Below are 24,379 nucleotides of genomic sequence, written 5' to 3'. Positions count from 1 at the left end.
CTGCCCCCCGAGGGGGTGCTTTTCATCCTGGGACGGCCCGGCGATGAAAAAGCCCGCGCGCGGCGGGCTCGGTCGGCGGGTGGGAGGCGCTGCTATATGCGCCCGGTCAGCAGCAGGATGATCACGATGATGACCACCAGGCCCAGGCCGCCACTCGGGCCCCAACCCCAGCCACGGCTGTAGCCCCAGTTCGGCAGCGCGCCGACCAGCAGCAGTATCAGCACGATCAGGAGAATGGTCGAAAGCATCAGAGGTCTCCGGCAGTTGCGAAGGAACCCATGCTCCTCCGCCGGCCGGCTGCCGGGAGGCGGCGGGCGGCGTGGCCCGGCGTCAGGCGCGGGCCAGCGCGCTTGTCAGAGACGGGCCAGCCGCTCCAGCGCGGCGCGCAGCGTCTCGTCCTTCTTGGCGTAGCAGAAGCGCACCACGCGCTGGTCGAAGCCGTCGCCGTAGAAGGCCGACAGCGGGATCGCCGCCACGCCGATCTCGGCGGTCAGCCACTGGCAGAACTCGGCCTCGTGCAGATCGCTCACGGCCGAGATGTCCACGCACTGGAAGTAGCTGCCCTGGCTGGGCAGCAGCTTGAGCCGCGTCCTCGCAAGGCCCTCGGCGAAGAGGTCGCGCTTGGCGCTGTAGAAGGCGGGCAGTTCCAGGTAGGGCGCCGGGTCGGCCATGTAGGCGGCCAGGGCGTGCTGCATCGGCGTGTTGACGGTGAACACGTTGAACTGGTGCACCTTGCGGAACTCCGCCGTCAGCGGCGCGGGCGCGGCCACGTAGCCGACCTTCCAGCCGGTGACGTGGTAGGTCTTTCCGAAACTGCTGACGATCACGCTGCGCGCGGCCAGGCCCGGGAAGCGCGCCACGCTCTCGTGCCGGGCGCCGTCGTAGACCATGTGCTCGTAGACCTCGTCGCTGATGACGAACACGTCGGTCGGGGCCAGCAGTTCCTCCAGCCGGCGCATCTCGCCCTCCGTCCACACGGTGGCGCTGGGGTTGTGCGGCGTGTTGATCAGGATCATCCGCGTGCGTGGCGTCAGCGCGGCGGCGATGCGGTCGAAGTCGGGACGGAAGCTGCCGGGCGTGAGCGGCACGCGCACCACGGCGGCGCCGGCCAGCTCGATGTTGGGCACGTAGCTGTCGTAGCAGGGCTCCAGCACGATCACCTCGTCGCCCGGCCGCACCAGCGCCAGGACGGTGGTGATGATGGCCTGCGTGGCGCCGGCGGTGACGGTGATCTCGGTGGCCGGGTCGTAGCGGCGGCCGTACAGCGCCTCAATCTTGGCCGCGATGGCCTCGCGCAGCGCCGGCACGCCGGGCATCGGCGGGTACTGGTTGTGGCCTGCGGCCATGGCGTCCGTGACGGCCTGCGTCAGCTTCGGGTCGCAGCCGAAGTCCGGGAAGCCCTGGCCGAGGTTGACGGCGTTCTTTTCGGCCGCCAGGGCCGACATGACGGTGAAGATGGTGGTGCCGACGGAGGGCAGCCGGGTGCCGGGCTCAGGCGTGCGCGGGGTGGTCATTTCGCGAGAAACGGGGGTGGTCAAAGATCGTAGTCGTCGCGGTGGCCGGACAGGGCCTTGGCGATCAGGTTGCGGTCCAGGCGGTCCGACAGCAGTTCGGCGAACCTGAAGACGAAGTTGCGCAGGTAGGCGCCGCGCTTGAAGGCCACGCGCGCCACGTTCTGGCCGATCACCTGGCCCATCGGGCGCACCACCAGGTCGCTGTCGGCCTCGCCCTGCACCGCCATCTCGGCCACGATGCCCACGCCCAGACCCAGCCGCACGTAGGTCTTGATCACGTCGGAGTCGATCGCCTCCAGCGCGATGCGCGGCGCGAGCTTCTTCTGCGCGAAGGCGTGGTCGATGCGCGTGCGGCCGGTGAAGGAGGGGTGGTAGGTGATGATCGGCTCGGCCGCCAGGTCCTCCAGCGTGACGCGCTCCTTGTCGGCCAGCCGGTGGCCCTTGGGCAGCACCAGCACGTGCTGCCACTCGTAGCAGGGCAGGGTGACGAGCTCGGGGTACGCGTCCAGCGACTCGGTGGCGATGCCGATCTCGGCGATCTCGTCGATCACCATGCGCGCCACCTGGTCGGGCGAGCCCTGGTGCAGGCTCACGTTGACCTTGGGGTAGGCCTCGCGCAGCTTGACCACCGGCACCGGCAGCACGTAGCGCGCCTGCGTGTGGGTGGTGGCGATGGACAGGGTGCCGCTGTCCTGGGCGCTGAACTGCTCGCCGATGCGGCGCAGGTTGCCGATCTCGCGCATGATCAGCTCGATGCTGGCGACCACGTGCTGGCCGGGCTCGGTGATGCGCTTGAGGCGCTTGCCGTGGCGCGCGAAGATCTCGACGCCCAGTTCCTCCTCCAGCTCGATGATGGCCTTGGACACGCCGGGCTGCGAGGTGTGCAGCGCCTTGGCCGCCTCGGTGAGGTTCAGGTTGCGCCGGACGGCCTCCTGGACGAACTTGAACTGATGAAGGTTCATATTGATTTCAGAATTACCACGGAAATCATTATGCCTTCTGTGTCTAAGGAGTGGGCGGGCCGCTGTGGTTTTCCTGCAGCGCCAGCCGGGCCATCAGGTCGACGAGGGCGGGAGATTCGCCCACGGCCGGAGCCAGGGTGAACGCGATGCCGGGCCAGGCGCTGCGCAGTTCGTCCATCAGGCGGGGCAGGTCTTCGCGCAGGTGCCGGCCGATGCCGAGGAACAGCGGCACCACGCGCACCGTGCGCACGCCGGCGGCGGCCAGCTCGGCGGCCGCCTGGGGCAGGTCGGGCGCGGCCAGTTCCAGGTAGGCGCAGCGCACCACGGCGGCCGGGTCCAGCTCGGCCGCGCGCCGCGCCACCGCCTCCACCGGCTCGCGCCAGCGCGCATCGCGCGAGCCGTGCGCGAACAGCACGATGCCCCGCCGGCCGTCCATCACCGCCTCAGCACCAGCCAGCCGAAGGCGCCCAGCGAGAGCACCGAATAGATCATTCCCGGCGCCGCCGCCGTGAGCCAGGGCCACCACTCGCGCAGGTTGCCGATGTAGCCGAACACGTTGTTCAGCAGGAAAAAGCTGATGCCGATCATCACCCCGCCGAACACGTAGCTGGTGATGCCGCTCTGGCGGAAGTGCAGGTAGGCGAAGGGCAGGGCCAGCACCACCATCACCAGGCAGGACAGCGGATAGAACACCTTGCGCCAGAACTCGATCGCGTAGCGCTGGGTGGTCTGCCCGTTCGCGTCGAGGTGGCGCGTGTACTCGAACAGGTCGATGGTGCTCATGCGGTCGGGGCGCAGCAGGGCGACCGAGACCATGTCGTTGGTCAGCGTGCTGGGCCACTGCAGCTCGGGCTGCGTGCTGCGCTCGACGTGCGCCTGGTTGGCGTCGGCCGTGTCGTAGGTCTCCTGCTCCACGCCGTAGAGCGTCCAGCGGCCGTCGCCGATGCGCGCGAGCAGCGAGGTGGTCTGCGAGGCGACGAAGCCGCGCCCGTCGAAGGCGAAGATGCGCACGTTCTTGAGCGTGCCGTCGCGCTCCATCGAGGCCACGTTGACGGCATAGCTCATCTCGCCCTGCTTCTCGCGCAGCCAGGCGCCGGTGTTGCCCGTCATGGCCCAGGCGCCCTGGTAGCGCGTCTTGAGCAACTGCGCCGCCCGGTCCGAGGCCGGCGCCAGGTAATCGCCGACGGCGAAAGTGAGCAGCACGAAGCCCAGGCCCAGCATCAGCAGCGTGCGCAGCGCGCGCCAGGGCCCCAGCCCGCTGGTGCGCAGGATGGTGTACTCGGAACTCTGCGCGAAGCGCGCCATCACGAAGATGGTGCCGATCAGCACCGTGATGGGCAGCAGCTCGTACAGGTGGCTGGGCACCAGCAGCGATACGTACAGCAGCGCCTGCGGCACGCCGTAGCCGAACACGCGCTGCCTGGAGATGGCCTGCAACTCGTCGACGAAGTCGAAGAAGAAGAACAGGCACAGGAAGCCCAGGCTCACGAAGGCCACGGCGCGCAGCACCTCGACGTAGATCAGGCGGCGGATGGTCTTCATCGCAGGGGCAGGCGGGTGGAGCGGGCGCGGCGGCCCCAGTTGTTGTGCCGCTTGGCCAGCCACAGCAGCGTCAGCAGCAGCGCGCCGCCGTGCAGCACCGTCAGGAAGGTGCCCAGGCCGTGGCGGCCGCTGCTGATCCAGCTGTTGCCCAGGTTCAGCAGGTTGTAGTAGACGACGAAGGCGAACAGCGCGAACACCAGGTTGCCGCTGCGCCCCACGCGCGGATTGACGCCCGAGACCACCAGCGCGAGCAGCACGAAGTTGACCGCGGCCAGCACCATGCCGATGCGCCAGCCCAGCTCGCCGCGGTTCGGGTCGGTCGGCTCGGCCAGCAGCGCCAGCGTGGAGCGCGCCCGCGGGGGCGTCTGGTCGGCGGAGGTGGGCGCGTCGCTGCCCACCTTGGCGCCGTAGCTGGCGAACTCGCTGACCTTCAGCCCGGTGTTGTCCAGGCGGCGCTCCAGGCGCTGGCCGTCCCTGAGCACGAGGTAGCGGCCCTTGTCGATGTCCTCCACCCGGCCGCTGCGGGCGGTGGTGACGATCTGCAGGCCGCGCTCGATGGAGGAGATGAACACGTTGGAGGCGGTCGTGCCGTCGGCCGTGTCCTTGTCGACGAAGAACACCCGGTTGCGCCCGGAGGACTCCTGGAACTGCCCGGGCGTGACGCGATCGATGTCGCCGCGCCGCTCGTACTGGTCGCGCATGCCCTGCGTCTGCAGGTTGGCCCAGGGCCAGCCGACGAAGGCCAGCGCGGCGATCAGCAGCAGCACCGGCCAGGCGAACTGGAACAGCGGCGCGACGAAGTCGGCCAGCCCGCGCCCGCTGGACAGCCAGATCACCATCTCGCTGTCGCGGTACATGCGCGAGAGCGTGCCGACGATGGCGATGAACAGGGCCAGGCTGAGGATCGTGGGCATGTAGCCGACCACGGTGTAGGCCATGATCAGGAACACCTCGGACGGGTTCACGCTGCCCTTGGAGGCCAGGCCCAGCGTGCGGATCAGGATGATCGTCATGACGATCGTGACCAGCACCACCAAGGTCGCGCCGAAGCTGCGCGACAGCTCCTTGCGTAATGAGGAATGGAATAACATCGTCGAGGGAAAAACGAAGATTATGGACTTTCAACTCAAGACCCTCGGCCTGGCCCAGGCGGCGTCCGAAAAGGCGGATGCGCTGATCGTGCTGGTGTCGCCAGGCGATGGGGAGCAGGCCCCGGGCGCGCTCGGCGGCCTGATCGGCGCGGCGCGCAAGGCCGGCGACCTGCCCGACAAGGCCGGCAAGTGCCTGATGCTCTATCGCCCGCAGGGCATCGCCGCGGCGCGCGTGGTGCTGTCGAGCCTGGGTGACGGACCCGCCGCCACGGCCGCGCGCAGCGCGGTGCTGGCCGCCTGGCAGCAGATCAGGGCGGCCAACCCCAAGCGCGTGGTGCTGGTGTGGTCCGGCGGGGTGGTGCCGGCGGCGCTGCAGGCCGCGGTCGTCGCGCTGGCGGATGCGAGCTACGTCTACACCCACACCAAGTCGAAGGCGGAGCCGCGCGCGCTGCGGCAGGTGGTCGTGGGCGTGCCGCAGGCGAGCGCCTGCAAGGCCGCGCTGGCCGAGGCGGTGGCCGCGGTGCGCGGCGTGGAATTCGCCAAGGAATGGGGCAACCGGCCCGGCAACCACTGCACGCCGACGATGCTGGCCGAGGCCGCGCGCTCGCTGGCCAAGGCGCCGCGCATCAAGTGCGAGGTGCTGGGCCCGAAGGAGGTCGCCGCGCTGAAGATGGGCGCCTTCATGGCCGTGGCGCAGGGCTCGGCTGAGCCGCTGCGCTTCATCGTGCTGCGCTACCAGGGCGCGGGCAAGGCCGACGCGCCGCAGGTGCTGGTGGGCAAGGGCATCACCTTCGACACCGGCGGCGTCTCGCTCAAGCCCGCCGCCGAGATGGACGAGATGAAGTTCGACATGTGCGGCGCCGCCTCGGTGCTGGGCGTGTTCCGCGCGCTGGGCGAGCTGCAGCCCGCCGTCAACGTCGTCGGCCTCATCCCCACCTGCGAGAACATGAACGACGGCCGCGCGCTCAAGCCCGGCGACGTCGTCACCAGCATGAGCGGCCAGACCATCGAGGTGCTCAACACCGATGCCGAAGGCCGCCTCATCCTGTGCGATGCGCTGGCCTATGCGGCCCGCTTCGATCCGGCCGCCGTGGTCGACATCGCCACGCTCACCGGCGCCTGCGTGATCGCGCTGGGCGGCGTGCGCAGCGGCCTGTTCGCCACCGACGACGGCCTGGCCGGCGCCCTGGCCGCCGCCGGCGAGGCCGCGCAGGACCGCTGCTGGCGCATGCCGCTGGACGACGAGTACGCCGAGGGCCTGAAGACCTCCTTCGCCGACGTCGCGAACGTCGCCGGCCGCGCCGGCGGCGCCATCACCGCCGCCAAGTTCCTGCAGCGCTTCGCCGGCGAAGCGCCCTGGGCGCACCTGGACATCGCCGGCACCGCCTGGAAGAGCGGGGCGGCCAAGGGCGCGACGGGGCGTCCCGTCGGGCTGCTGCTGCGCTACCTGCTGGACCGCGCCGAGGGCGCGGCGCCGGCCGCGCGCAAGGCTTCGCGCCGCAGCCGCGGCGCTGCCGCATGACCGAGATCGACGTCCACTACAACGCGGCGGACAAGCTGCACCATGCCTGCCGGCTGCTGCGCAAGGCGGCGGTGGCGGCGGGTGCGCGCGTGGTGGTGGTCGGCGACGCGGCGCAGCTCGATGCGCTGGATGCGGCGCTCTGGGGCATCGCGCCCACCGAATTCGTGCCGCACTGCCGCCACGACGTGCCCGGGTGGATGCTGGCCCGCACGCCCGTCGTCATGTGGCCGGCGCGGCACGCGGCCTCGCCGCCGCACCGCGAAATCATCGTGAACCTCGGCGTGGAGCTGCCCGACGGCTTCGAGCGCTTCGAACGCCTGATCGACCTGGTCGGCGAGGACGAGGACGAGCGCCGCGCCGGCCGCCTGCGCTGGCGCCACTATGCCGACCGCGGCTACGCCATCACGCGCCACGACGTCGGCGCCCGTCGCTGAGACATCCATCGATGGACGGCCCGGCCCGCGTTCCCCCGCGCTTCGTGCCCACGCTGACGGCCGTGGTGGACCCGCAGCGGCCGGACGATGCGCCGCCCGCGGTGCAGCAGGAAGCGCCGCCGCCGCCCCCGGCCGAACCGGCATCCGCTCCCGTTGAAACCGCCGCGCCGGCAGCCGCGCCGGCGTCGATGGTCGCGCTGGACGATGCCGATGCCTTCCGGCTCGAAGAGGAACTCCTGCACCGCGTGCTGCAGCGGATCGACCTGTCGCTGGAGGAGCGGCTGACCGAGGTCGTCTCGGCGGCGGTGCAGCGCCAGCTCGACGCCATGGTGCCGCAGCTTCGCGGCGAGATCGAGGCCGTTTTGCGGGCGCTGGTGATCGAGGCGCTGGCCCGCGAACTTCCGGGAAACACCGAGTCCCAGACGCGTTCTTGACGCTCTGCGCTGGGCTAAACTGCGCCGCGGGTCCACCGCCGGGCTGGCGCGGAATGTGCTGAGCGAAGGCCCGGGTCGAACGACCGATTCATCAACACCTATTCCTCATACCTGGAGGTTCCCATGCAATTGAAATGGACTGCGGTCGCCCTGGCTGCACTCTCTGTCGTGGCTTGCGGCAAGAAGGAAGAGGCGGCTGCGCCCGCTCCGGCCGCCGCACCCACTGCAGCAGCGCCTGCCCCGGCCGCGCCTCCGCCCGCCGGCGAAACGCTGGTGGTGAAGATCGGTCACGTCGGCCCGACCAGCGGCCCCATCGCCCACCTGGGCAAGGACAACGAACTCGGCGCCAAGATGGCGATCGACGACCTCAACGCCAAGCAGGTCAAGATCGGCGACAAGGTCGCCAAGTTCGAACTGGTGGCCGAGGACGACGCTGCCGACCCGAAGCAGGGCACGGCCGTCGCGCAGAAGCTGATGGACGAGAAGGTGAACGGCGTGGTCGGCCACCTGAACTCCGGCACCACCATCCCGGCCTCCAAGATCTACAGCGACGCCGGCGTCCCGCAGATCTCGCCTTCGGCGACCAACCCGAAGTACACCCGCCAGGGCTTCAAGACGACCTTCCGCGTCGTGGCTGACGACACCCAGCTGGGCGGCACCCTCGGCCGTTACGCCGTCGAGACGCTCAAGGGCAAGAACATCGCCGTGATCGACGACCGCACGGCCTACGGCCAGGGCGTCGCCGAGGAGTTCGAGAAGGCCGCCAAGGCTGCCGGCGCCACCATCGTGGGCCACGAGTTCACCACCGACAAGTCGACCGACTTCAACGCCATCCTGACCAAGCTCAAGGGCGCCAAGCCCGACATCCTGTTCTTCGGCGGGATGGACGCGGTGGGCGGCCCCATGCTCAAGCAGGTCAAGCAACTGGGCCTGAACGTCAAGTTCATGGGTGGCGACGGCCTGTGCACGGGCGAGTTGGCCAAGCTGGCCGGCGACGCGGTCGGCGAGGAGATGGTCTACTGCGCCGAGGCCGGCGGTGTGGACGGCGAGTTCAAGGAGCCGCTGGAGAAGTTCAAGGCCGACTTCAAGGCCAAGAACGGCGTCGACGTGCAGATCTATGCGCCGTACGTCTACGACGCGGTGCAGGTGCTGGCCGATTCCATGGTGCGTGCCGGCTCGGCCGACCCCGAGAAGTACCTGCCGGAAGTCGGCAAGACCAACTACAAGGGCGTGACCGGCCCGATCACCTTCGACGAGAAGGGCGACATCAAGAACGGCGCCCTGACGCTGTACACCTACAAGGGCGGCCAGCGCACGCAGATCGCCGTGGTCCGCTGATCCTCTGCGGTTGTTGCAAAAGCGTGAAAAAAGGGGCCCTCGGGGCCCCTTTTTCTTGGCATGAGTACTTTGGATGGATTGCCGGCCAGGATGGCAGGCCCTAAGCTACCTGTATCCATTTGTTTGCATCTCTGCCACCATGATCAGAACCCTCGCACTCCTGGCCGGCCCGGTGTTGTCGATCGCGCTGGTGAGCCTGTTCGGCATCGAGGTGCTGTTCGGGTGCCTGGCCCTGGTGCTGCTGACGGTGGCCGTGTCTTGTGCCGCGCCCCGCCTGACGGGCGTGCCGCGCGAACTGGCCGAGGACGATGCGGTGCACACGCTGATCTGACCGAAGCGACGCATCCACGACAAAAAGCCCCGCCAAGCGGGGCTTTGTCATTCATGGGACTCGCGCGGGAAGGTCACGCCTCACAGGGCACAACCTTGAACTCCACGCGCCGGTCCAGCGCATCGCTGGCGTCGTCGGTGCCGGTGCCCACGATGTTCTCGTGGAAGCCCTTGCCCGCCTCGCGCAGCTTTCTCGACAGGGCCGGCGTCTCGGCCGCCAGGCGCGCCTTCACGGCCTGCGCCCGCTGCAGCGACAGGCGCTCGTTCACCTCTTCGGAGCCGGTGCGGCTGGTGTGGCCGGTCACGACCACGCAGGACTCGGTCTGCGTCGCCTGGCGGGCGATCTGGCGCAGCCACATGGGATAGACGCCGCTGATCTTGGGGTCGCCCAGAAAGTCTGTGGAGCCGGGCCGGAACAGGAACTTGACGCTGAGGTTGTTGGTCTCCAGCCCCAGCCGCGCCAGCTTGCCGAAGCTGGCCTCGGCGTCGGCGGCGCGGCCCAGTTGCATCTGCGTGAGATACAGGCCGCTGTAGACGCGCAACTGCTGCCCGTCCCGGCGGCGTGCGGCCGACTCGTAGCGCGCCAGCGCATCCTGCCAGCGGCCTTCCTCGTAGGCGGCGATGGCCTCCTGCAGCACGGCCGAGGTGGACAGCCGCTCCAGGTACAGCGCATCCGCGGGCTGCCCGGCGGGTGTCTCGCTGGTGCGGATGTAGCCTTCGGTGGCACGGTCCTTGGGGTTGACCGGGCTGTCGCGGTAGAAGGCCGTGGGGCGCGTGTCCAGCTTGTCGTCGCTGATGCGCGCGGCCGCCTGGGCGATGACGGTGCCGCTCTTGAGGTCCGTCAGCGCCAGGGCGAGCCGGTAGGGGCCGCCGTCCTTGTGGCGCGACAGCGTGCCGTTGAGCACGTACTGGGCCTTCTCCACCTCGTCGCCTGCGAACGGCGCCACCGTGAACTGGCTGAAGCGCTCCTGCATGCGCTGCACCACGCGCTGCTCGATGGCGCGCGTCACCTCGGTCTGCTGGCCGCTGGCGCCGTCCAGCAGCGGATCGATGACGATGCGGTTGGGCTTCAGTCTGGACTCGACCTTGGCAAGGAAGGCGGGCAGCTTCTGCGTCTGCACCATCAGGTCGTCCACCGCCTGCTGAACGGCCTGCTCGAAGGGCACTGCGGCCGTGTTCCCCGAAGGGCGGTTCGCGCAGGCGGCCAGGCCGCAGGCGAGGACCAGAAGCGCGGCGATTCGGGGCAGCCAGCCGTTCAGGCGGCGCACGGCAATGGGGGCATTCATCAGCAATCGTTCCTCAGGTAGGCCATGTCGCGATCGGAAACCGGCTCGCCCACCTGGGCGCGCATCATGATGTCGGCGCAGCGGCGGGACAGCGGCGGCCGTGCCGCAGCCGGCGTGGGCGAGGGCGCGCTGCGCGGCGAGGGCGCCTGCCGTGCCTTCGCCGCAGGGGGCGGCTGCTTCGGCGCCTTGTCGGGCGGCGTCTCGACCTTCGCGGGCGGAAGGGCGAGGCACGGCGTCGGGCAGGGCGCCGCTTCTTCCGCTTGCGCCATCACGGCCACGAACATCACCGCACCGCCGAGCACCCCGACGAGGGCCTGCTTCATCCCCGGAAGCGCCCGGCACCGCCCAGCCGGCCTGGAAAGGCGGCAGGGCGGAAGGCGCAGGAAAGCTGGCAGTTGAAGGCGGACATCGACCGGATCGGACAAATGTCAACAACTGTAGATTGAACCGGTGGCCAACCGAGCCCGCCAAACGGCTGACTCGGCCGAAAGGCATAGTCAGGGCGGGTCACATCACCGGATGCAGGCCCGCATGGGTGTGGGATGTCCGACCTCGTCCTTCGACAGGCCGCGCCTCGCTCTCGGCCGCGGCGCTACGATCCCCCGGATGCGCTCCGCTCTCGTCGCCTTGCTGCTGGTCGCCGCCAGTTCCTCCATGCAGGCCCAGCAGGTCTATCGCTGCGGCAACCAGTACAGCAGCGAACCCTGCGGCAAGGGCCGGGTGGTGGACGTGTCGCCGCCGGTGCGCAACCTCGACGCCGCCGGCGCTGCCCAGGTGTACCTGTGCGTGAGCAACAGCGGCGGCCGGTTCTGGTCATCGAATCACTGCCGCGAGCGCGGCGCGCTGATCGAACGGATCGAGTCGGTGCCGGCAGGACTGCCGTGGGACCAGCAGGTCCAGATCGCCGATCAGCAGACCCGGCAAGGCTACGCGGTGCAACGGCAGGTGATGAGCCAGCGCGGGGCGAGCACGCCGGGGGCCACCGGCGGCGACCCGTCGCGCTGCGCCCACTTCAATGAGCAGGTGGCCTACTACGACCGCATGGCACGGCAGCCGCACAGCGGCGTATCGCAGTCGTGGATCGCCGAGCGGCGCAAGGAAGTACGGGACGCGCAGTTCCGCGCGCGCTGCTGAGTTCCTGGCGTCAGCGCACAAAAAAGCCCGGATGACCCGGGCTTTTTCAATGACCTACCGCACGTTGGCGGATGTCGGTGGACTCAATTCTGGCGGAGAGGGCGGGATTCGAACCCGCGGTGGGGTATTAGCCCACACACGCTTTCCAGGCGTGCGACTTAAACCGCTCATCCACCTCTCCGCGAAGCCGGCCATTCTAACCTGCGGAAGAGGGCGCCTTGCCGGCCTGCACCATGCGCATGGCCGAAGCGATGAGGGTGGCGGTCTCGTTCATGCTGCTGGGCACGATGAGGGTGGTGGTCGCGTCGGCCGCCACCTTGCTGTAGGCGTCCACGGCGCGCTCGGCCACCTTGAGTTGCACGGCCTGCTCGCCGCCCGGCTGGCGGATGGCGGCGGCCACGCGCTCGATGGCCTCGGCCGTCGCCACGGCCACGGCGGTGATGGCAGCGGCCTCGCCCTGCGCGTTGTTGATCTGCGCCTGCTTCTCGCCCTCGGAGCGGGCGATGAAGGCTTCGCGCTCGCCGGTGGCGATGTTGATCTGCTCCTGGCGCCGGCCCTCGGACGCCGCGATCAGCGCACGCTTCTCACGTTCGGCCGTGATCTGGCGTTGCATGGCCTGCAGGATTTCCTTGGGCGGGGTCAGGTCCTTGATCTCGTAGCGCAGCACCTTCACGCCCCAGTTCAGCGCCGCCTCGTCGATGGCGGAGACGACCTGGGCGTTGATCATGTCGCGCTCCTCGAAGGTCTTGTCCAGCTCCAGCTTGCCGATCACGCTGCGCAGCGAGGTCTGCGCCAGCTGGGTGACGGCCACGATGTAGTTGCTGCTGCCGTAGCTGGCGCGCATCGGGTCCGTGACCTGGAAGTACAGGATACCGTCCACCTGCAACTGCGTGTTGTCGCGCGTGATGCAGACCTGGCTGGGCACGTCCAGCGGGATCTCCTTCAGGCTGTGCTTGTAGGCCACCTTGTCGATGAAGGGGATGAGGAAGTTGGGGCCCGGTGTCATGGTGCCGTGGTACTTGCCCAGGCGCTCGCGGATCCAGGCGTTCTGCTGGGGCACGAACTTGATCGACTGCCAGATGAAGATGAGGGCGATGACGAGGATGACGACGGCGACTTCCATTCCTGCTTCTCCTTGATTGCTTGCGTTGATGGCGGTTCAGATTCTTTCGAGCACCAGGCGGTTGCCCACGATTTCGACGACGCGGTGCAGGCCCGGCACGGGCACGGCACCCGGGCGGACCACGGCGGTCCACTGCGCGCCGCGGTGCCGCACGACCGCGGTGCCGTCGGCGTTCCATTCCTCGACGCTGACCTGTTCTCCCACGTCGAGGTTCAGGTTCGGGTCGGCCTGGCTGGGCACGCCGCTGGCGCCGCGGCGGTGCGTGACGTACCACAGGGCGACGGCACCCACCCCGACCAGCGCCGCCACCACGATCTGCGTCGTCAGCGCCAGGCCCAGGTGGGCGGCGATGGCGGCGGCGGCAAGGCCGATGCCCACCAGCAGCAGGTAGACGGTGCCTGACAGCAGTTCGAGCACGACGGCGACGCCGGCCAGCAGCCACCACAGGGTCGAATTCGCCATGAGATCTCCTCGAGAAAAACGCCGGGCCGCCCCAAGTTTTCTTGTCCCCCGCGGGGGGCGGGTCGGGCGCAGCCCGGCCCTGGGGGGCGCTCTCGGCAAAGGCCGCCATTGTGAGACAGAACGCTCAGCGTACGGTCACTTGAATTCCTTACACTTCGCGCCTTCTTCGCGCAGCCGCCACCGGAGCCGCCCCCATGAAATTCCGCTTCCCGATCGTCATCATCGACGAGGACTTCCGCTCCGAGAACACCTCGGGCCTGGGCATCCGGGCGCTGGCCCAGGCCATCGAAAGCGAGGGCTTCGAGGTGCTGGGCGTGACGAGCTACGGCGACCTGAGCCAGTTCGCGCAGCAGCAAAGCCGCGCCAGCGCGTTCATCCTGTCGATCGACGACGAGGAGTTCGGCGCCGGCCCCGACGTCGATCCGGCGGTGCTGAACCTGCGCAACTTCATCGGCGAGGTGCGGCGCAAGAACGCCGACGTGCCGATCTACATCTACGGCGAGACCAAGACCAGCCGCCACCTGCCCAACGACATCCTGCGCGAGCTGCACGGCTTCATCCACATGTTCGAGGACACGCCGGAGTTCGTGGCCAAGCACATCATCCGCGAGGCCAAGAGCTACCTGGAGAGCGTGCAGCCGCCGTTCTTCAAGGCGCTGATCGACTACGCGGAGGACGGCTCCTACTCCTGGCACTGCCCCGGCCACTCGGGCGGCGTGGCCTTCCTCAAGAGCCCGGTGGGCCAGATGTTCCACCAGTTCTTCGGCGAGAACATGCTGCGCGCCGACGTGTGCAACGCGGTGGAGGAACTGGGCCAGCTGCTGGACCACACCGGCCCCGTGGCCGCCAGCGAGCGCAACGCGGCGCGCATCTTCAACGCCGACCACTGCTTCTTCGTCACCAACGGCACCAGCACCAGCAACAAGATGGTGTGGCACCACACGGTGGCGCCGGGCGACGTGGTGGTGGTGGACCGCAACTGCCACAAGTCGATCCTGCACGCGATCGTGATGACGGGCGCGATCCCGGTCTTCATGAAGCCCACGCGCAACCACTTCGGGATCATCGGCCCGATCCCGAAGAGCGAGTTCGAGCCCGAGGCGATCAAGGCCAAGATCCGCGCCAACCCGCTGCTCAAGGACGTGGACGCCGACAAGGTCAAGCCGCGCGTGCTGACGCTCACGCAGTCCACCTACGACGGCGTGATCTACAACACCGAGACGATCAAGGGCATGCTGGACGGCTACGTCGACACGCTGCACTTCGACGAGGCCTGGCTGCCGCACGCGGCCTTCCACCCTTTCTACGGGCCGTACCACGCGATGGGCAAGCGGCGCGTGCGGCCCAAGGAGTCGCTGGTGTTCGCCACCCAGTCCACGCACAAGCTGCTGGCCGGCATCAGCCAGGCCAGCCACGTGCTGGTGCAGGACTCGCAGAACCGCCAGCTCGACCGCGACCTGTTCAACGAGGCCTATCTCATGCACTCGTCGACCAGCCCGCAGTACGCCATCATCGCCAGCTGCGACGTGGCCGCCGCCATGATGGAGCCGCCCGGCGGCACTGCGCTGGTCGAAGAGAGCATTCTGGAAGCACTGGACTTCCGCCGCGCCATGCGCAAGGTCGAAGCCGAGTTCGGCGAGGACGAATGGTGGTTCAAGGTCTGGGGCCCCGAGCACCTGGTGGACGAGGGCATCGGCCGCGCCGACGACTGGATCATCAAGGCCGAAGGCAAGGGCAACGGCAAGAACGGGGCGCGCAACTGGCACGGCTTCGGCAAGCTGGCCGACGGCTTCAACATGCTGGACCCGATCAAGTCCACCATCGTCACGCCGGGGCTGGACCTGAACGGCAAGTTCGCCGAGACGGGCATCCCGGCCTCCATCGTCACCAAGTTCCTGGCCGAGCACGGCGTGATCGTGGAGAAGACGGGCCTGTACAGCTTCTTCATCATGTTCACCATCGGCATCACCAAGGGCCGCTGGAACACGCTGCTGACGGCGCTGCAGCAGTTCAAGGACGACTACGCGCGCAACCAGCCGATGTGGCGCATCATGCCGGAGTTCTGCCAGCAGCACCCCGGCTACGAGCGCATGGGCCTGCGCGACCTGTGCCAGCGCGTGCACGAGCTGTATGCCCGCTACGACGTGGCGCGGCTGACCACCGAGATCTACCTGTCGGACCTGACGCCGGCGATGAAGCCCAGCGACGCCTTCGCCCACATCGCGCACCGCAAGACCGAGCGCGTGGAGATCGACGAGCTGGAAGGCCGCATCACCACCAGCCTGATCACGCCGTACCCGCCCGGCATCCCGCTGCTGATCCCGGGCGAGGTGTTCAACAAGAAGATCGTCGACTACCTGAAGTTCGCCCGCCAGTTCAACCTGGAGTGCCCGGGCTTCGAGACCGACATCCACGGGCTGGTGGCGCGCGTCGACGAGAGCGGGCAGAAGCGCTACTACGCGGACTGCGTCAGGGCCTGACGCCCGGCGGCGTCAGCCGAAGCGCAGCGTCATCACCCCGGCCAGCACGGCCGCGGTGCCCAGCACGCGCTGCAGGCCGAAGCGCTCGCGCAGCCATACGGCGCCGATCAGCGCGGCGAAGAGCACCGAGGTCTCGCGCAGCGCCGCCACCACCGCCACCGGTGCGCGCGTCATCGCCCACAGCGCGATGCCGTAGCTGCCGAGCGAGGCCACCGTGCCCAGCCAGGCCACGCGCGACCGCCGCGCCATGTAGGCCAGCGCTGCCGCACGGTGCGCGGGCCCGCGCCGCCACAGCACCAGCAGCAGGAAGGGCAGGCCGTCGAAGACGAACAACAACGCCACATAGGCCCCGGCATTGCCGCTGGCGCGCACGCCAAGTCCGTCGATGACGGTGTAGACGGCGATGATGCCGGCGTTGGCCAGTGCGAAGCCGAGCGCCTTGCCGCGGTGTCCGCCGGCGGTTTGCAGACGCGCCGGCGCCAGTCCCAGCAGCAACACACCTGCGCACACGCCCGCCACGCCCAGCCAGGCGCCGGCGGAAAGCGCCTCGCCCAGCAGCGCGTGGCTGCCCAGCGCCACCAGCAGCGGTGCGCTGCCGCGCATCACCGGGTAGGCCAGGCCCAGGTCGCCGTGCTTGTAGGCGCCGGCCAGGGCGATGTAGTAGCCGATGTGGACGACGGTCGATGCGGCCAGGTAGGGCCACGAGGCCAGGGCGGGCAGGCCGGTGAAGACGAGCATCGGCACCGCGAAGAACACGCCCAGGCCGTGGATCAGCGCGGTGTCGAGCGACTTGTCGGTGGACGACTTGATCAGCGCGTTCCAGCTCGCGTGCAGCAGTGCGCCGAACAGCACCGCGAGCGCGACCGGGCCGGTGAGCGTCATGCCGCGCCCGACCGTGGTGCAACGGCGGCGTGGGACGGGATCCTGCGTTCGGCCATGATGATGCGGCTGCCTTTCCTGGAGGGGATTGTCTATGTCATCGCGGCGCGGCGTGCACCTCGTTCCTCGGTCAGGGCTCCGGCCGGTGCCAGAGCCAGGCCAGTACGCAGGCCATCGCGCCGATGCCGGCCAGCGCACCCCAGCGCGAGGGCGACAGCCACAGCAGCAGCGCCGCGCATGCGGCCATCGCGATGGCCGCGCTGCGCTTGGCACGGCGGCTGACCCGGCCGCCGCGGCGCCAGTCCCGGATCAGCGGTCCGAACAGCCGATGCTGTTCCAGCCACGCCGCCAGCCGCGGCGAACTGCGCGCCGCCGCCCAGGCCGCCAGCAGCACGAAGGGCGTGGTCGGCAGGCCGGGCAGCACCACGCCGAGCACGGCCAGCGCCAGCGAGACGATGGCCAGCGCGACCATCAGCCAGCGCAGCGGGCCCTGGGCGGGGCGGGGTGGCGGATCGTCGTCGGGGGAGTCCATCAGGCACCGTCGCGCACGCGCAGGAAGCGCGCGAAGCGCGGCACACCCTGCGCGCTCAGCCCGTTGTAGCGGTAGGTGATGGTGCTGCCCACCGGCGGCGGGCTCTGGCGCTGGGCGTCGGTGAAGCCACTGCCGATGCGCAGCAGCCGGCCCTCCGGCGTGCGCACACGCAATGCACCCAGCCGCCCGGCGTGACGGCCCTGGCCGGGCAGGTGCCCGACGACCACCGCCTCGGCGTCGTCGTGCGGCTTGACCTTGAGCAGGTCGGCGCTGCGGCCGGAGCGGTAGGGCGCGCTGCCCAGGTGCAGCATCAGTCCTTCGCCGCCCTGCTGCACGGTCCTGTCCAGCAGCGCCTGCAGAGCCTGCGCGGTGGTCGCGCGCTGCTGCTGCACCGCCACCAGCCAGGGGATTGCCGGCAGCGGCAGCAACCGGCGCAGGGCGGCCAGGCGCGCATCGAAGTCGCCGGGCTGCGCGGGCAGGTCGAAGACCATGAAGCGCACTTCGCGCCAGGCCTTCTCGTCGGGCACCTGGCTTCGCACGGTGGCGGCGGTGAACCCGAAGCGGCCGCGGCCGGCCCACAGTTCGCCGTCCATGGGCTGGGCAGGCCAGCCGGCGGTGAACCAGGCCGGGGCGAAGACGCGCTCGCCGCCGCGCGTCCAGAGCTGGCGGCCGTCCCAGTAGCCGCGCATCCCGTCGTACTTCTCGCTGACCCAGTAACCCGCCAGCGGCATGCCGGGGCGCCAGGTGTCGGCCAGCATCAGCGCCGGCGCGGCGGCATGCGAAGGCAGCCACGGCAGGGTGCCCGCCCCGAGGGCCGCACCCCACAGCCATTGCCGGCGGGTGAGGCTCATCGGGCCTGCAGGGCTCAGCCCTCGGCCGGCTCGTCGATGCCGCCCACCACGTTGCTGAAGCCGCCGTCCACGTAGGTGATCTCGGCCGTCACGCCGCCGGCCAGGTCGGACAGCAGGAAGGCCGCCACGTTGCCCACGTCCTCGATCGTGATGTTGCGGCGGATCGGAGAGACGGCCGCCACGGCAGGCAGCAGCTTGCCGAAGCCCTTGATGCCGCTCGCGGCCAGCGTCTTGATCGGCCCGGCGCTGACGCCGTTGACGCGGATGCCCCGGGGGCCGAGCGAGCCGGCCAGGTAGCGCACCGAGGCTTCGAGGCTGGCCTTGGCCAGGCCCATGGTGTTGTAGTTGGGCACCACGCGCACGGCGCCCAGGTAGGTCAGCGTGAGCAGCGCCGCGCGGTCGTTCAGGTAGGGCAGGGCGGCCTTGGCCATCGCCGGGAAGCTGTAGGCGCTGATGTCGTGCGCCACCTTGAAGGCATCGCGCGAGAGGCCTTCCAGGAAGTCGCCCGCGATCGCCTCGCGCGGCGCGAAGCCGATGCTGTGCACGAAGCCGTCGAACTTCGGCCAGGTCTGCGCCAGGTCGGCGAAGAGCTTGTCGATCTGCGCGTCGTCGCCCACGTCGCAGTCGAACACCAGCGTCGAGCCGAACTCGGCGGCGAACTCGGTGATGCGGTCCTTAAAGCGCTCGCCCACGTAGCTGAAGGCGAGTTCCGCGCCCTGCTGGTGGCAGGCCTTGGCGATGCCGTAGGCGATGGAGCGGTTGGAGAGCACGCCGGTGATCAGAAGTTTCTTGCCGCTGAGAAAGCCCATGAATCTGCCCTTTGTCTGACTCGATGAAAAAGTTGTGCAGAATTCTCGCATGCGAGTATTGACGGCCCCCAGGGCTGGGCTGCGCCCAACCCGTCCCCCGAGGGGAGCAAGAAAACTCGGGGCGGCCCGGCGTTTTCTTGGGCTGCTCATGGCATTGACGTTCTTCGCGGCCCCTCTCGGCAGCGCCTGGGCCGTGCATGGCCAGGGCATGGGCTACGAGCCCAAGTACGGCCCGGGTTTCACCCACTTCGACTACGTGAACCCCGACGCGCCCAAGGGCGGCGATCTGGTGCTCTCGTCCAGCGGCGGCTTCGACAAGCTCAACCCCTTCACCCTCAAGGGCACGCCGCCGGAGGGCATGGGCTACAGCGCCAACGGCTTCGTGTTCTCCGAGTACGGGCTGATGTTCGAGTCGCTCACCACGCCCAGCGAGGACGAGCCTTTCTCGCAGTACGGCATGCTGGCCGAGGACATCGCCCTCGCGCCGGACCGCCTGAGCGTCACCTTCCGGCTCAACCCGAAGGCGCGCTTTTCCAACGGCGACCCGGTGCTGGCGAAGGACGTGAAGTACTCCTTCGACACCCTGATGAGCCGGCAGGCCTCGCCCACCTTCCGCTCCTACTGGAGCGACATCAAGGAGGCGGTGGTGGTGGGCGAGCGGGCGATCCGCTTCGACTTCAAGCGGCGCAACGCCGAGCTGCACATGATCATCGGCCAGTTGCCGGTGTTCTCGCCCAAGTGGGGCGAGGGCAAGCCCTTCGACCAGATCGTGACCGAGCCGCCCATCGCCAGCGGCGCCTACGTGGTGGAGAAAGTGGACTTCGGCAAGTCGATCACCTACCGCCGGCGGCCCGACCACTGGGCCGCCGAGCTGCCCGTGCGGCGCGGCATGTTCAACTTCGGCAGCGTCAGCTACCAGTACTTCAAGGACCGCATCGGGGAGGAGGAGTCCCTCAAGGCCGGCATGCTCGATGCGCTGGAGGAGGGCTCCATCATCGCCTGGGTGCGCCGCTACAAGGGACGGCGCTTCGATTCCGGCGAACTGGTGAAGGAGGAGATCCCCCACGCCCGCTTCACCGGCATGCAGGGGCTGATCGTGAACCTGCGCCAGCCGCGCTTCCAGGACATCCGGGTGCGCCAGGCGCTGGAGCTGGCCTTCGACTTCGACTGGCTCAACGCCCACCTGTTCTACGGCCGCCGCGCGCGCACGCAGAGCTACTTCCAGAACAGCCAGGACCTCATGGCCGCGCCGGAGATGTCGGCGCCCGAGCGCGAGCTGCTGGACGGCCTGAAGCACAAGGCCGACTACCTGGCCCGCACCCAGGGGCCGCTGCCGCGCGCGGCATCGACGGGCGACACCGCGGCGGGCCTGCGCGCGCAGCTCGTGCAGGCCCAGTCGCTGCTGCGGGAGGCCGGCTGGCAGTTCCGCGACGGGGCGCTGCGCAACGACAAGGGCGAGCCCTTCGTCATCCGCATCGACTTCGCCGACCGCGCCTCGAACGTGGTGATGGCGCCCTACGCGCGCAACCTGGCCAAGCTGGGCATCCGGCTCGAATACCTGGTGCGCGACCCGAGCCTGATCAAGAAGCGGCTGGACGACTTCGAGTTCGACATGGCGGTGCAGATCCTGGGCGGCTCCTCCAGCCCCGGCAACGAGCTGTACGACGACTTCGGCTCGAAGTCGGCGCAGGAGAAGGGCTCGCAGAACCTTTCCGGCATCGCCGACCCGGTGGTGGACGAGCTGGTGGAGCTGATCGTGGGCAGCCACGACCGGTCGTCGCTCGCCGCAGCGGCGCGCCTGCTCGACCGCTACCTGCTGCACCAGCGCTACCTGGTGCCGATGTACTACGGCAAGCAGTACTTCATCGCCCGCAAGACGCATCTGCGCCATCCCGAGGCGGCCCTGCCGCAGCGGCTCCTGGCACGCTCCTGGCTGTTGACCATGTGGTGGATGGCACCGCGCTGATTCCCATGGGTTCCTACGTCCTTCGCCGCCTGCTGCTGTTCATCCCCACGCTGCTGGGGGTGCTGCTGCTCAATTTCGTGGTGGTCCAGTTCGTGCCGGGCGGCCCGGTGGAACAGCTCACCGCGCGCATGACCGACCGCGAGGCGCGCCTGAGCGCCGGGCCGGGCGGCCGCGCGCTGGACGCCCGGCAGCTGGAGGAGATCAAGGCGCTCTACGGCTTCGACAAGCCGGCGCCCGAGCGCTTCGTGAAGATGCTGGGGCAGTACCTGCGCTTCGACCTGGGCAAGAGCTTCTCGCAGAACAAGACGGTGGCCCAGCTCATCAAGGAGAAGCTGCCCGTGTCCGTCAGCCTGGGCCTGTGGACCTTCTTCATCAGCTACCTGATCGCGGTGCCGCTGGGCGTGGCCAAGGCGGTGCGCGCGGGCACGCGCTTCGACTTCGTCACCACGCTGTTCGTGCTGATCGGCTATGCCATCCCGGGCTTCGTGCTGGGCGTGGCGCTGCTGGTGATCTTCGGCGGGCAGTTGCAGTGGTTCCCGTTGCGGGGGCTGACCTCGGCCAACTGGGATCAGTTGAGCTGGGGCGCGCGCATCGTCGACTACCTGTGGCACATCACGCTGCCCGTCACGGCGATGGTGCTGGGCAGCTTCGCGGTGACGGCCATGCTGACCAAGAACGCCTTCCTGGAGGAGATCCGCAAGCAGTACGTGCTGACCGCCCGCGCCAAGGGCCTCAGGGAAAAGCAGGTGCTGTGGAAGCACATCTTCCGCAACGCGCTCATCCCCATCATCACCGGCTTCCCGGCGGCCTTCATCGGCGCCTTCTTCACCGGCTCGCTGCTGATCGAGACGCTGTTCTCGCTCGACGGCCTGGGCCTCCTGAGCTACGAGAGCGTGATGCGGCGCGACTACCCCGTGGTGCTGGGCACGCTGTACCTGTTCACGCTGATCGGGCTGGTCACCAAGCTGATCAGCGATCTGTGCTACGTGTGGGTCGACCCGAGGGTGAAGTTTGACTAGCGCCGTCACCATGCCTGCTTCCGTCGAGTCGGCGTCGCCCGGGCGCCGCGCCTGGCGGCGCTTCCGCCGCAACCGGCTGGGCTTCTGGAGCCTGGTGCTGTTCAGCGTGCTGGTGGTGCTGAGCCTGTTCGCCGAGGTGCTGTCCACCGACAAGCCGCTCGTCGTGCGCTACCAGGGGCAGACCTACTTCCCGATCCTCAAGGACTACCCCGAGACGGCCTTCGGCGGCGACTTCGAGACGCCGGCCGACTACCTCGACCCGTTCGTGCGCCAGCGCATCACCGAGGGCGGCAACTGGGCCGTCTACGCACCCAATCCCTACGGCCCGCGCACGCTCAACTACTTCGCGAAGCAGCCGAACCCGGCGCTGCCCTCGGGCGAGAACCTGCTGGGCACCGACGACCGCGGCCGCGACCTGCTGGCGCAACTGATCTACGGCTTTCGCGTCAGCGTGCTGTTCGGGCTGGCGCTCACCGTCATCGGCGTGGTGCTGGGCGTCATCACCGGCGCCATCCAGGGCTTCTTCGGCGGCAAGACCGACCTGGCCTTCCAGCGCTTCATCGAGATCTGGGGTTCGATGCCGGAGCTGTACCTGCTGATCATCTTCAGCGCCATCTTCGCGCCCAGCGTGGCGCTGCTGCTGATCCTGCTCTCGCTGTTCGGCTGGATGGGCCTGTCGGACTACGTGCGCGCCGAGTTCCTGCGCAACCGGCAGATGGACTACGTGCGCGCCGCCCGAGCGCTGGGCGTGGGCAACCTGGCGATCATGTGGCGCCACATCCTGCCCAACAGCATGGTGCCGGTCGTCACCTTCCTGCCCTTCCGCATGAGCGCGGCGATCCTGGCGCTGACCTCGCTCGACTTCCTCGGCCTGGGCGTGCCGCCGGGCACGCCCTCGCTGGGCGAGCTGCTCAACCAGGGCAAGGCCAACATCGACGCGTGGTGGATCTCCATGTCCACCTTCGCCGTGCTGGTGCTCACGCTGATGCTGCTGACCTTCATGGGCGACGCGCTGCGCGATGCCATGGACCCGCGAAAGGCCGATGCATGACCGACCGCGGCGCCTTCCTGCTGTCCGTGCGCGGCCTGCGCGTGGCCTTCGACGGCCACGAGGTGGTGCATGGCGTGGACTTCGACATCGCTCCCGGCGAGAAGCTGGCGCTGGTGGGCGAATCGGGTTCGGGCAAGACCGTCACCGCCCTGGGCCTGCTGCGCCTGGCGCAGGGCGCGCAGCTCGCCGGTTCGGCCCGCCTGGCGGGGCCGGCGGGCGAGCGCGAGCTGCTGAGCGTCCCGGAACGCGAACTGCGCGGCATCCGCGGCCGCGAGATCGCGATGATCTTCCAGGAGCCGATGACGGCGCTGAACCCGCTGTACCCGGTGGGCGAGCAGATCGCCGAGGTGCTCGAGCTGCACGAGGCCCTGCCGGCCCGCGAGGCGCATGAACGCGCGGTGCAACTGCTGGCCGAGACCGGCGTGCCGGAGCCGGCGCGCCGGGCGCGGGCCTTCCCGCATCAGCTCTCCGGCGGCCAGCGCCAGCGCGCCATGATCGCGATGGCCCTGGCCTGCAAACCCCGGCTGCTGCTGGCCGACGAGCCGACCACCGCGCTGGACGTCACGCTGCGCACCCAGATCCTGGAGCTGCTGGAGCGCCTGCAGCGCGAGCACGGCATGGCGGTGCTGCTCATCACCCACGACTTGAACCTGGTGCGCCGCTTCGCCGACCGCGTGGCGGTGATGGAAAAGGGCCACCTGGTGGAGCAGGGCGCGGTGGCCGAGGTCTTCTCCGCCCCGCGGCACGCCTACACCCGCCGGCTGATCGACAGCCGCCCCGTGCGCGACGTGGCCCCGCCGCCCGCGGCCGACGACGCGCCGCCGGTGCTGCAGGCGGACGGCCTGCGCGTCAGCTACCCGGTGCCCCGTCCCGGCATCCGCGGCTGGTTCGGCCGCGATGCCTTCGTCGCGGTGCAGGGCGCCGGGCTGCGCATCGGGCGCGGCGAGACGCTGGGCGTGGTGGGCGAGTCCGGCTCGGGCAAATCCACCCTCGCGCTGGCGGCGCTCGGCCTGCTGCCGGCCGAAGGCGAACTGCGCATCGCCGGCCGCGCCTGGAGCGGCCGCACCACGGCCGACCGGCCGCTGCGGCGCGTGGTGCAGGTGGTCTTCCAGGACCCGTTCTCCTCGCTCTCGCCGCGCATGACGGTCGGCCAGATCGTCGGCGAGGGGCTGCAGGTGCACGGCGGCGCGCCCGATGCGGCCGCCCGGCGCGGCCGCGTGCTGGCCACGCTGGCCGACGTGGGCCTGACGGAAGACCAGTTCCCCGGCCTGCTGGAGCGCTATCCGCACGAGTTCTCCGGCGGCCAGCGCCAGCGCCTGGCCATCGCGCGTGCGCTGGTGGTCGATCCGCAACTGCTGGTGCTGGACGAGCCCACCAGCGCCCTGGACGTCACCATCCAGAAGCAGGTGCTGGGCCTGCTGCAACGCCTGCAGCGCGAGCGCGGCCTGGCCTACCTGCTCATCACCCACGACGTCGAGGTGGTGCGCGCCATGGCGCACCGGGTGGTGGTGATGAAGGACGGCGCGATCCTGGAGCAGGGCGAGGTCGATGCCGTGCTGGAGCGCCCGCAGCATCCCTATACACGCCAGCTCGTGGCGGCCGCGCTGGCCGACTAGAAAA

At 69.4% G+C, this 24,379-nt stretch carries 25 protein-coding genes and 1 tRNA gene; 11 read left to right on the top strand and 15 right to left on the bottom strand.

Annotated elements, in window-relative coordinates:
* Positions 1–92: 92 nt before the first annotated feature.
* The 6 genes from Q392_RS32495 to lptF all read right to left on the bottom strand — a co-directional run bounded on the left by Q392_RS32495 (position 93) and on the right by lptF (position 5,109).
* Positions 93–251, bottom strand: a complete 159-nt coding sequence (locus tag Q392_RS32495; protein ID WP_211260336.1) for a DUF3309 family protein — start codon at positions 249–251, stop codon at positions 93–95.
* Between the two features lie 102 nt (positions 252–353).
* Complete coding sequence (locus Q392_RS28935) at positions 354–1,514, bottom strand: pyridoxal phosphate-dependent aminotransferase (protein ID WP_038217041.1); 1,161 nt, start codon at positions 1,512–1,514, stop codon at positions 354–356.
* A gap of 20 nt (positions 1,515–1,534) precedes the next feature.
* Positions 1,535–2,476, bottom strand: a complete 942-nt coding sequence (locus tag Q392_RS28930; RefSeq protein ID WP_038217039.1) for a CysB family HTH-type transcriptional regulator — start codon at positions 2,474–2,476, stop codon at positions 1,535–1,537.
* 43 nt (positions 2,477–2,519) lie between these two features.
* Positions 2,520–2,912, bottom strand: a complete 393-nt coding sequence (locus Q392_RS28925) for a sirohydrochlorin chelatase (RefSeq protein ID WP_038217037.1) — start codon at positions 2,910–2,912, stop codon at positions 2,520–2,522.
* On the bottom strand, positions 2,912–4,018 hold the full coding sequence (gene lptG / locus Q392_RS28920; protein ID WP_038217035.1) for an LPS export ABC transporter permease LptG: 1,107 nt from the start codon (positions 4,016–4,018) through the stop codon (positions 2,912–2,914). Before lptG ends, Q392_RS28925 begins: the two co-directional genes overlap by 1 nt.
* On the bottom strand, positions 4,015–5,109 hold the full coding sequence (gene lptF / locus Q392_RS28915; protein ID WP_038217033.1) for an LPS export ABC transporter permease LptF: 1,095 nt from the start codon (positions 5,107–5,109) through the stop codon (positions 4,015–4,017). Before lptF ends, lptG begins: the two co-directional genes overlap by 4 nt.
* Positions 5,110–5,131: 22 nt before the next feature.
* Here lptF and Q392_RS28910 point away from each other — a divergent pair, with 22 nt between their 5' ends.
* The 5 genes from Q392_RS28910 to Q392_RS28890 all read left to right on the top strand — a co-directional run bounded on the left by Q392_RS28910 (position 5,132) and on the right by Q392_RS28890 (position 9,168).
* A complete protein-coding gene (locus Q392_RS28910; RefSeq protein WP_038217031.1) occupies positions 5,132–6,631 on the top strand; it encodes a leucyl aminopeptidase in 1,500 nt (499 codons plus the stop codon).
* Entirely contained in the window at positions 6,628–7,065 is a 438-nt protein-coding gene (locus tag Q392_RS28905) for a DNA polymerase III subunit chi (protein WP_038217024.1), read from the top strand. The genes Q392_RS28910 and Q392_RS28905 overlap by 4 nt, the downstream gene beginning before the upstream one ends.
* Positions 7,066–7,076: 11 nt before the next feature.
* Complete coding sequence (locus Q392_RS28900) at positions 7,077–7,499, top strand: hypothetical protein (RefSeq protein ID WP_038217022.1); 423 nt, start codon at positions 7,077–7,079, stop codon at positions 7,497–7,499.
* 123 nt (positions 7,500–7,622) lie between these two features.
* Positions 7,623–8,837: a branched-chain amino acid ABC transporter substrate-binding protein gene (locus tag Q392_RS28895; RefSeq protein ID WP_038217021.1), complete on the top strand. Its 1,215-nt coding sequence runs from the start codon at positions 7,623–7,625 to the stop codon at positions 8,835–8,837.
* A 139-nt stretch (positions 8,838–8,976) separates the two neighbouring features.
* On the top strand, positions 8,977–9,168 hold the full coding sequence (locus tag Q392_RS28890) for a hypothetical protein (protein WP_038217019.1): 192 nt from the start codon (positions 8,977–8,979) through the stop codon (positions 9,166–9,168).
* A 73-nt stretch (positions 9,169–9,241) separates the two neighbouring features.
* Here the strand turns inward: Q392_RS28890 and Q392_RS28885 are convergent, their stop codons facing one another.
* Complete coding sequence (locus Q392_RS28885) at positions 9,242–10,453, bottom strand: OmpA family protein (protein ID WP_051954052.1); 1,212 nt, start codon at positions 10,451–10,453, stop codon at positions 9,242–9,244.
* Positions 10,453–10,776, bottom strand: coding sequence for a superantigen-like protein SSL4 (locus tag Q392_RS28880; protein WP_038217016.1), 324 nt, complete (start codon positions 10,774–10,776; stop codon positions 10,453–10,455). Before Q392_RS28880 ends, Q392_RS28885 begins: the two co-directional genes overlap by 1 nt.
* A 283-nt stretch (positions 10,777–11,059) precedes the next feature.
* On the opposite strand from Q392_RS28880, the gene Q392_RS31570 reads away from it, so the two are divergent.
* The gene (locus tag Q392_RS31570) at positions 11,060–11,587 is read left to right on the top strand and encodes a hypothetical protein (RefSeq protein ID WP_157008409.1); all 528 of its coding nucleotides are present in this window, start codon (positions 11,060–11,062) and stop codon (positions 11,585–11,587) included.
* A 90-nt stretch (positions 11,588–11,677) separates the two neighbouring features.
* Here the strand turns inward: Q392_RS31570 and Q392_RS28870 are convergent.
* The 3 genes from Q392_RS28870 to Q392_RS28860 form a co-directional block, all read right to left on the bottom strand.
* Positions 11,678–11,768: transfer RNA gene (locus Q392_RS28870), tRNA-Ser, on the bottom strand.
* 15 nt (positions 11,769–11,783) lie between these two features.
* On the bottom strand, positions 11,784–12,710 hold the full coding sequence (locus Q392_RS28865; RefSeq protein WP_038217014.1) for an SPFH domain-containing protein: 927 nt from the start codon (positions 12,708–12,710) through the stop codon (positions 11,784–11,786).
* Between the two features lie 36 nt (positions 12,711–12,746).
* Positions 12,747–13,172 (bottom strand): NfeD family protein, encoded by a 426-nt coding sequence (locus tag Q392_RS28860; protein ID WP_038217009.1) that lies wholly within the window; start codon positions 13,170–13,172, stop codon positions 12,747–12,749.
* 194 nt (positions 13,173–13,366) lie between these two features.
* Here Q392_RS28860 and Q392_RS28855 point away from each other — a divergent pair, with 194 nt between their 5' ends.
* The gene (locus Q392_RS28855) at positions 13,367–15,652 is read left to right on the top strand and encodes an arginine/lysine/ornithine decarboxylase (protein ID WP_038217003.1); all 2,286 of its coding nucleotides are present in this window, start codon (positions 13,367–13,369) and stop codon (positions 15,650–15,652) included.
* Positions 15,653–15,664: 12 nt separating this feature from the next.
* On the opposite strand, the gene Q392_RS28850 is transcribed toward Q392_RS28855, so the two are convergent.
* The 4 genes from Q392_RS28850 to fabI all read right to left on the bottom strand — a co-directional run bounded on the left by Q392_RS28850 (position 15,665) and on the right by fabI (position 18,723).
* Positions 15,665–16,534 carry an EamA family transporter gene (locus Q392_RS28850; protein WP_038216999.1) on the bottom strand — a complete coding sequence of 290 codons (870 nt, stop codon included), beginning with the start codon at positions 16,532–16,534 and terminating at the stop codon, positions 15,665–15,667.
* 127 nt (positions 16,535–16,661) lie between these two features.
* Positions 16,662–17,063: a YbaN family protein gene (locus Q392_RS28845; RefSeq protein ID WP_038216995.1), complete on the bottom strand. Its 402-nt coding sequence runs from the start codon at positions 17,061–17,063 to the stop codon at positions 16,662–16,664.
* Positions 17,063–17,914, bottom strand: a complete 852-nt coding sequence (locus tag Q392_RS28840; protein WP_038216992.1) for a DNA ligase — start codon at positions 17,912–17,914, stop codon at positions 17,063–17,065. The genes Q392_RS28845 and Q392_RS28840 overlap by 1 nt, the downstream gene beginning before the upstream one ends.
* A 14-nt stretch (positions 17,915–17,928) precedes the next feature.
* Positions 17,929–18,723 carry an enoyl-ACP reductase FabI gene (gene fabI, locus Q392_RS28835; protein ID WP_038216989.1) on the bottom strand — a complete coding sequence of 265 codons (795 nt, stop codon included), beginning with the start codon at positions 18,721–18,723 and terminating at the stop codon, positions 17,929–17,931.
* A 148-nt stretch (positions 18,724–18,871) separates the two neighbouring features.
* Here fabI and Q392_RS28830 point away from each other — a divergent pair, with 148 nt between their 5' ends.
* Genes Q392_RS28830 through Q392_RS28815 form a run of 4 tightly spaced genes read left to right on the top strand, consistent with a single transcriptional unit; the run spans position 18,872 to position 24,375 of the window.
* A complete protein-coding gene (locus tag Q392_RS28830; RefSeq protein WP_038216985.1) occupies positions 18,872–20,689 on the top strand; it encodes an extracellular solute-binding protein in 1,818 nt (605 codons plus the stop codon).
* 5 nt (positions 20,690–20,694) lie between these two features.
* Positions 20,695–21,708: a microcin C ABC transporter permease YejB gene (locus Q392_RS28825; RefSeq protein ID WP_038217519.1), complete on the top strand. Its 1,014-nt coding sequence runs from the start codon at positions 20,695–20,697 to the stop codon at positions 21,706–21,708.
* A gap of 10 nt (positions 21,709–21,718) precedes the next feature.
* Positions 21,719–22,759 (top strand): ABC transporter permease, encoded by a 1,041-nt coding sequence (locus Q392_RS28820; RefSeq protein WP_038216982.1) that lies wholly within the window; start codon positions 21,719–21,721, stop codon positions 22,757–22,759.
* Complete coding sequence (locus Q392_RS28815; RefSeq protein ID WP_038216979.1) at positions 22,756–24,375, top strand: ABC transporter ATP-binding protein; 1,620 nt, start codon at positions 22,756–22,758, stop codon at positions 24,373–24,375. The genes Q392_RS28820 and Q392_RS28815 overlap by 4 nt, the downstream gene beginning before the upstream one ends.
* Positions 24,376–24,379: the final 4 nt, after the last annotated feature.

The organism is Xenophilus azovorans DSM 13620 (assembly GCF_000745855.1).
In the GTDB taxonomy this organism is placed as follows: Bacteria; Pseudomonadota; Gammaproteobacteria; order Burkholderiales; family Burkholderiaceae_C; genus Xenophilus; species Xenophilus azovorans.
This window is presented reverse-complemented; position numbering and strand designations above follow the sequence as displayed.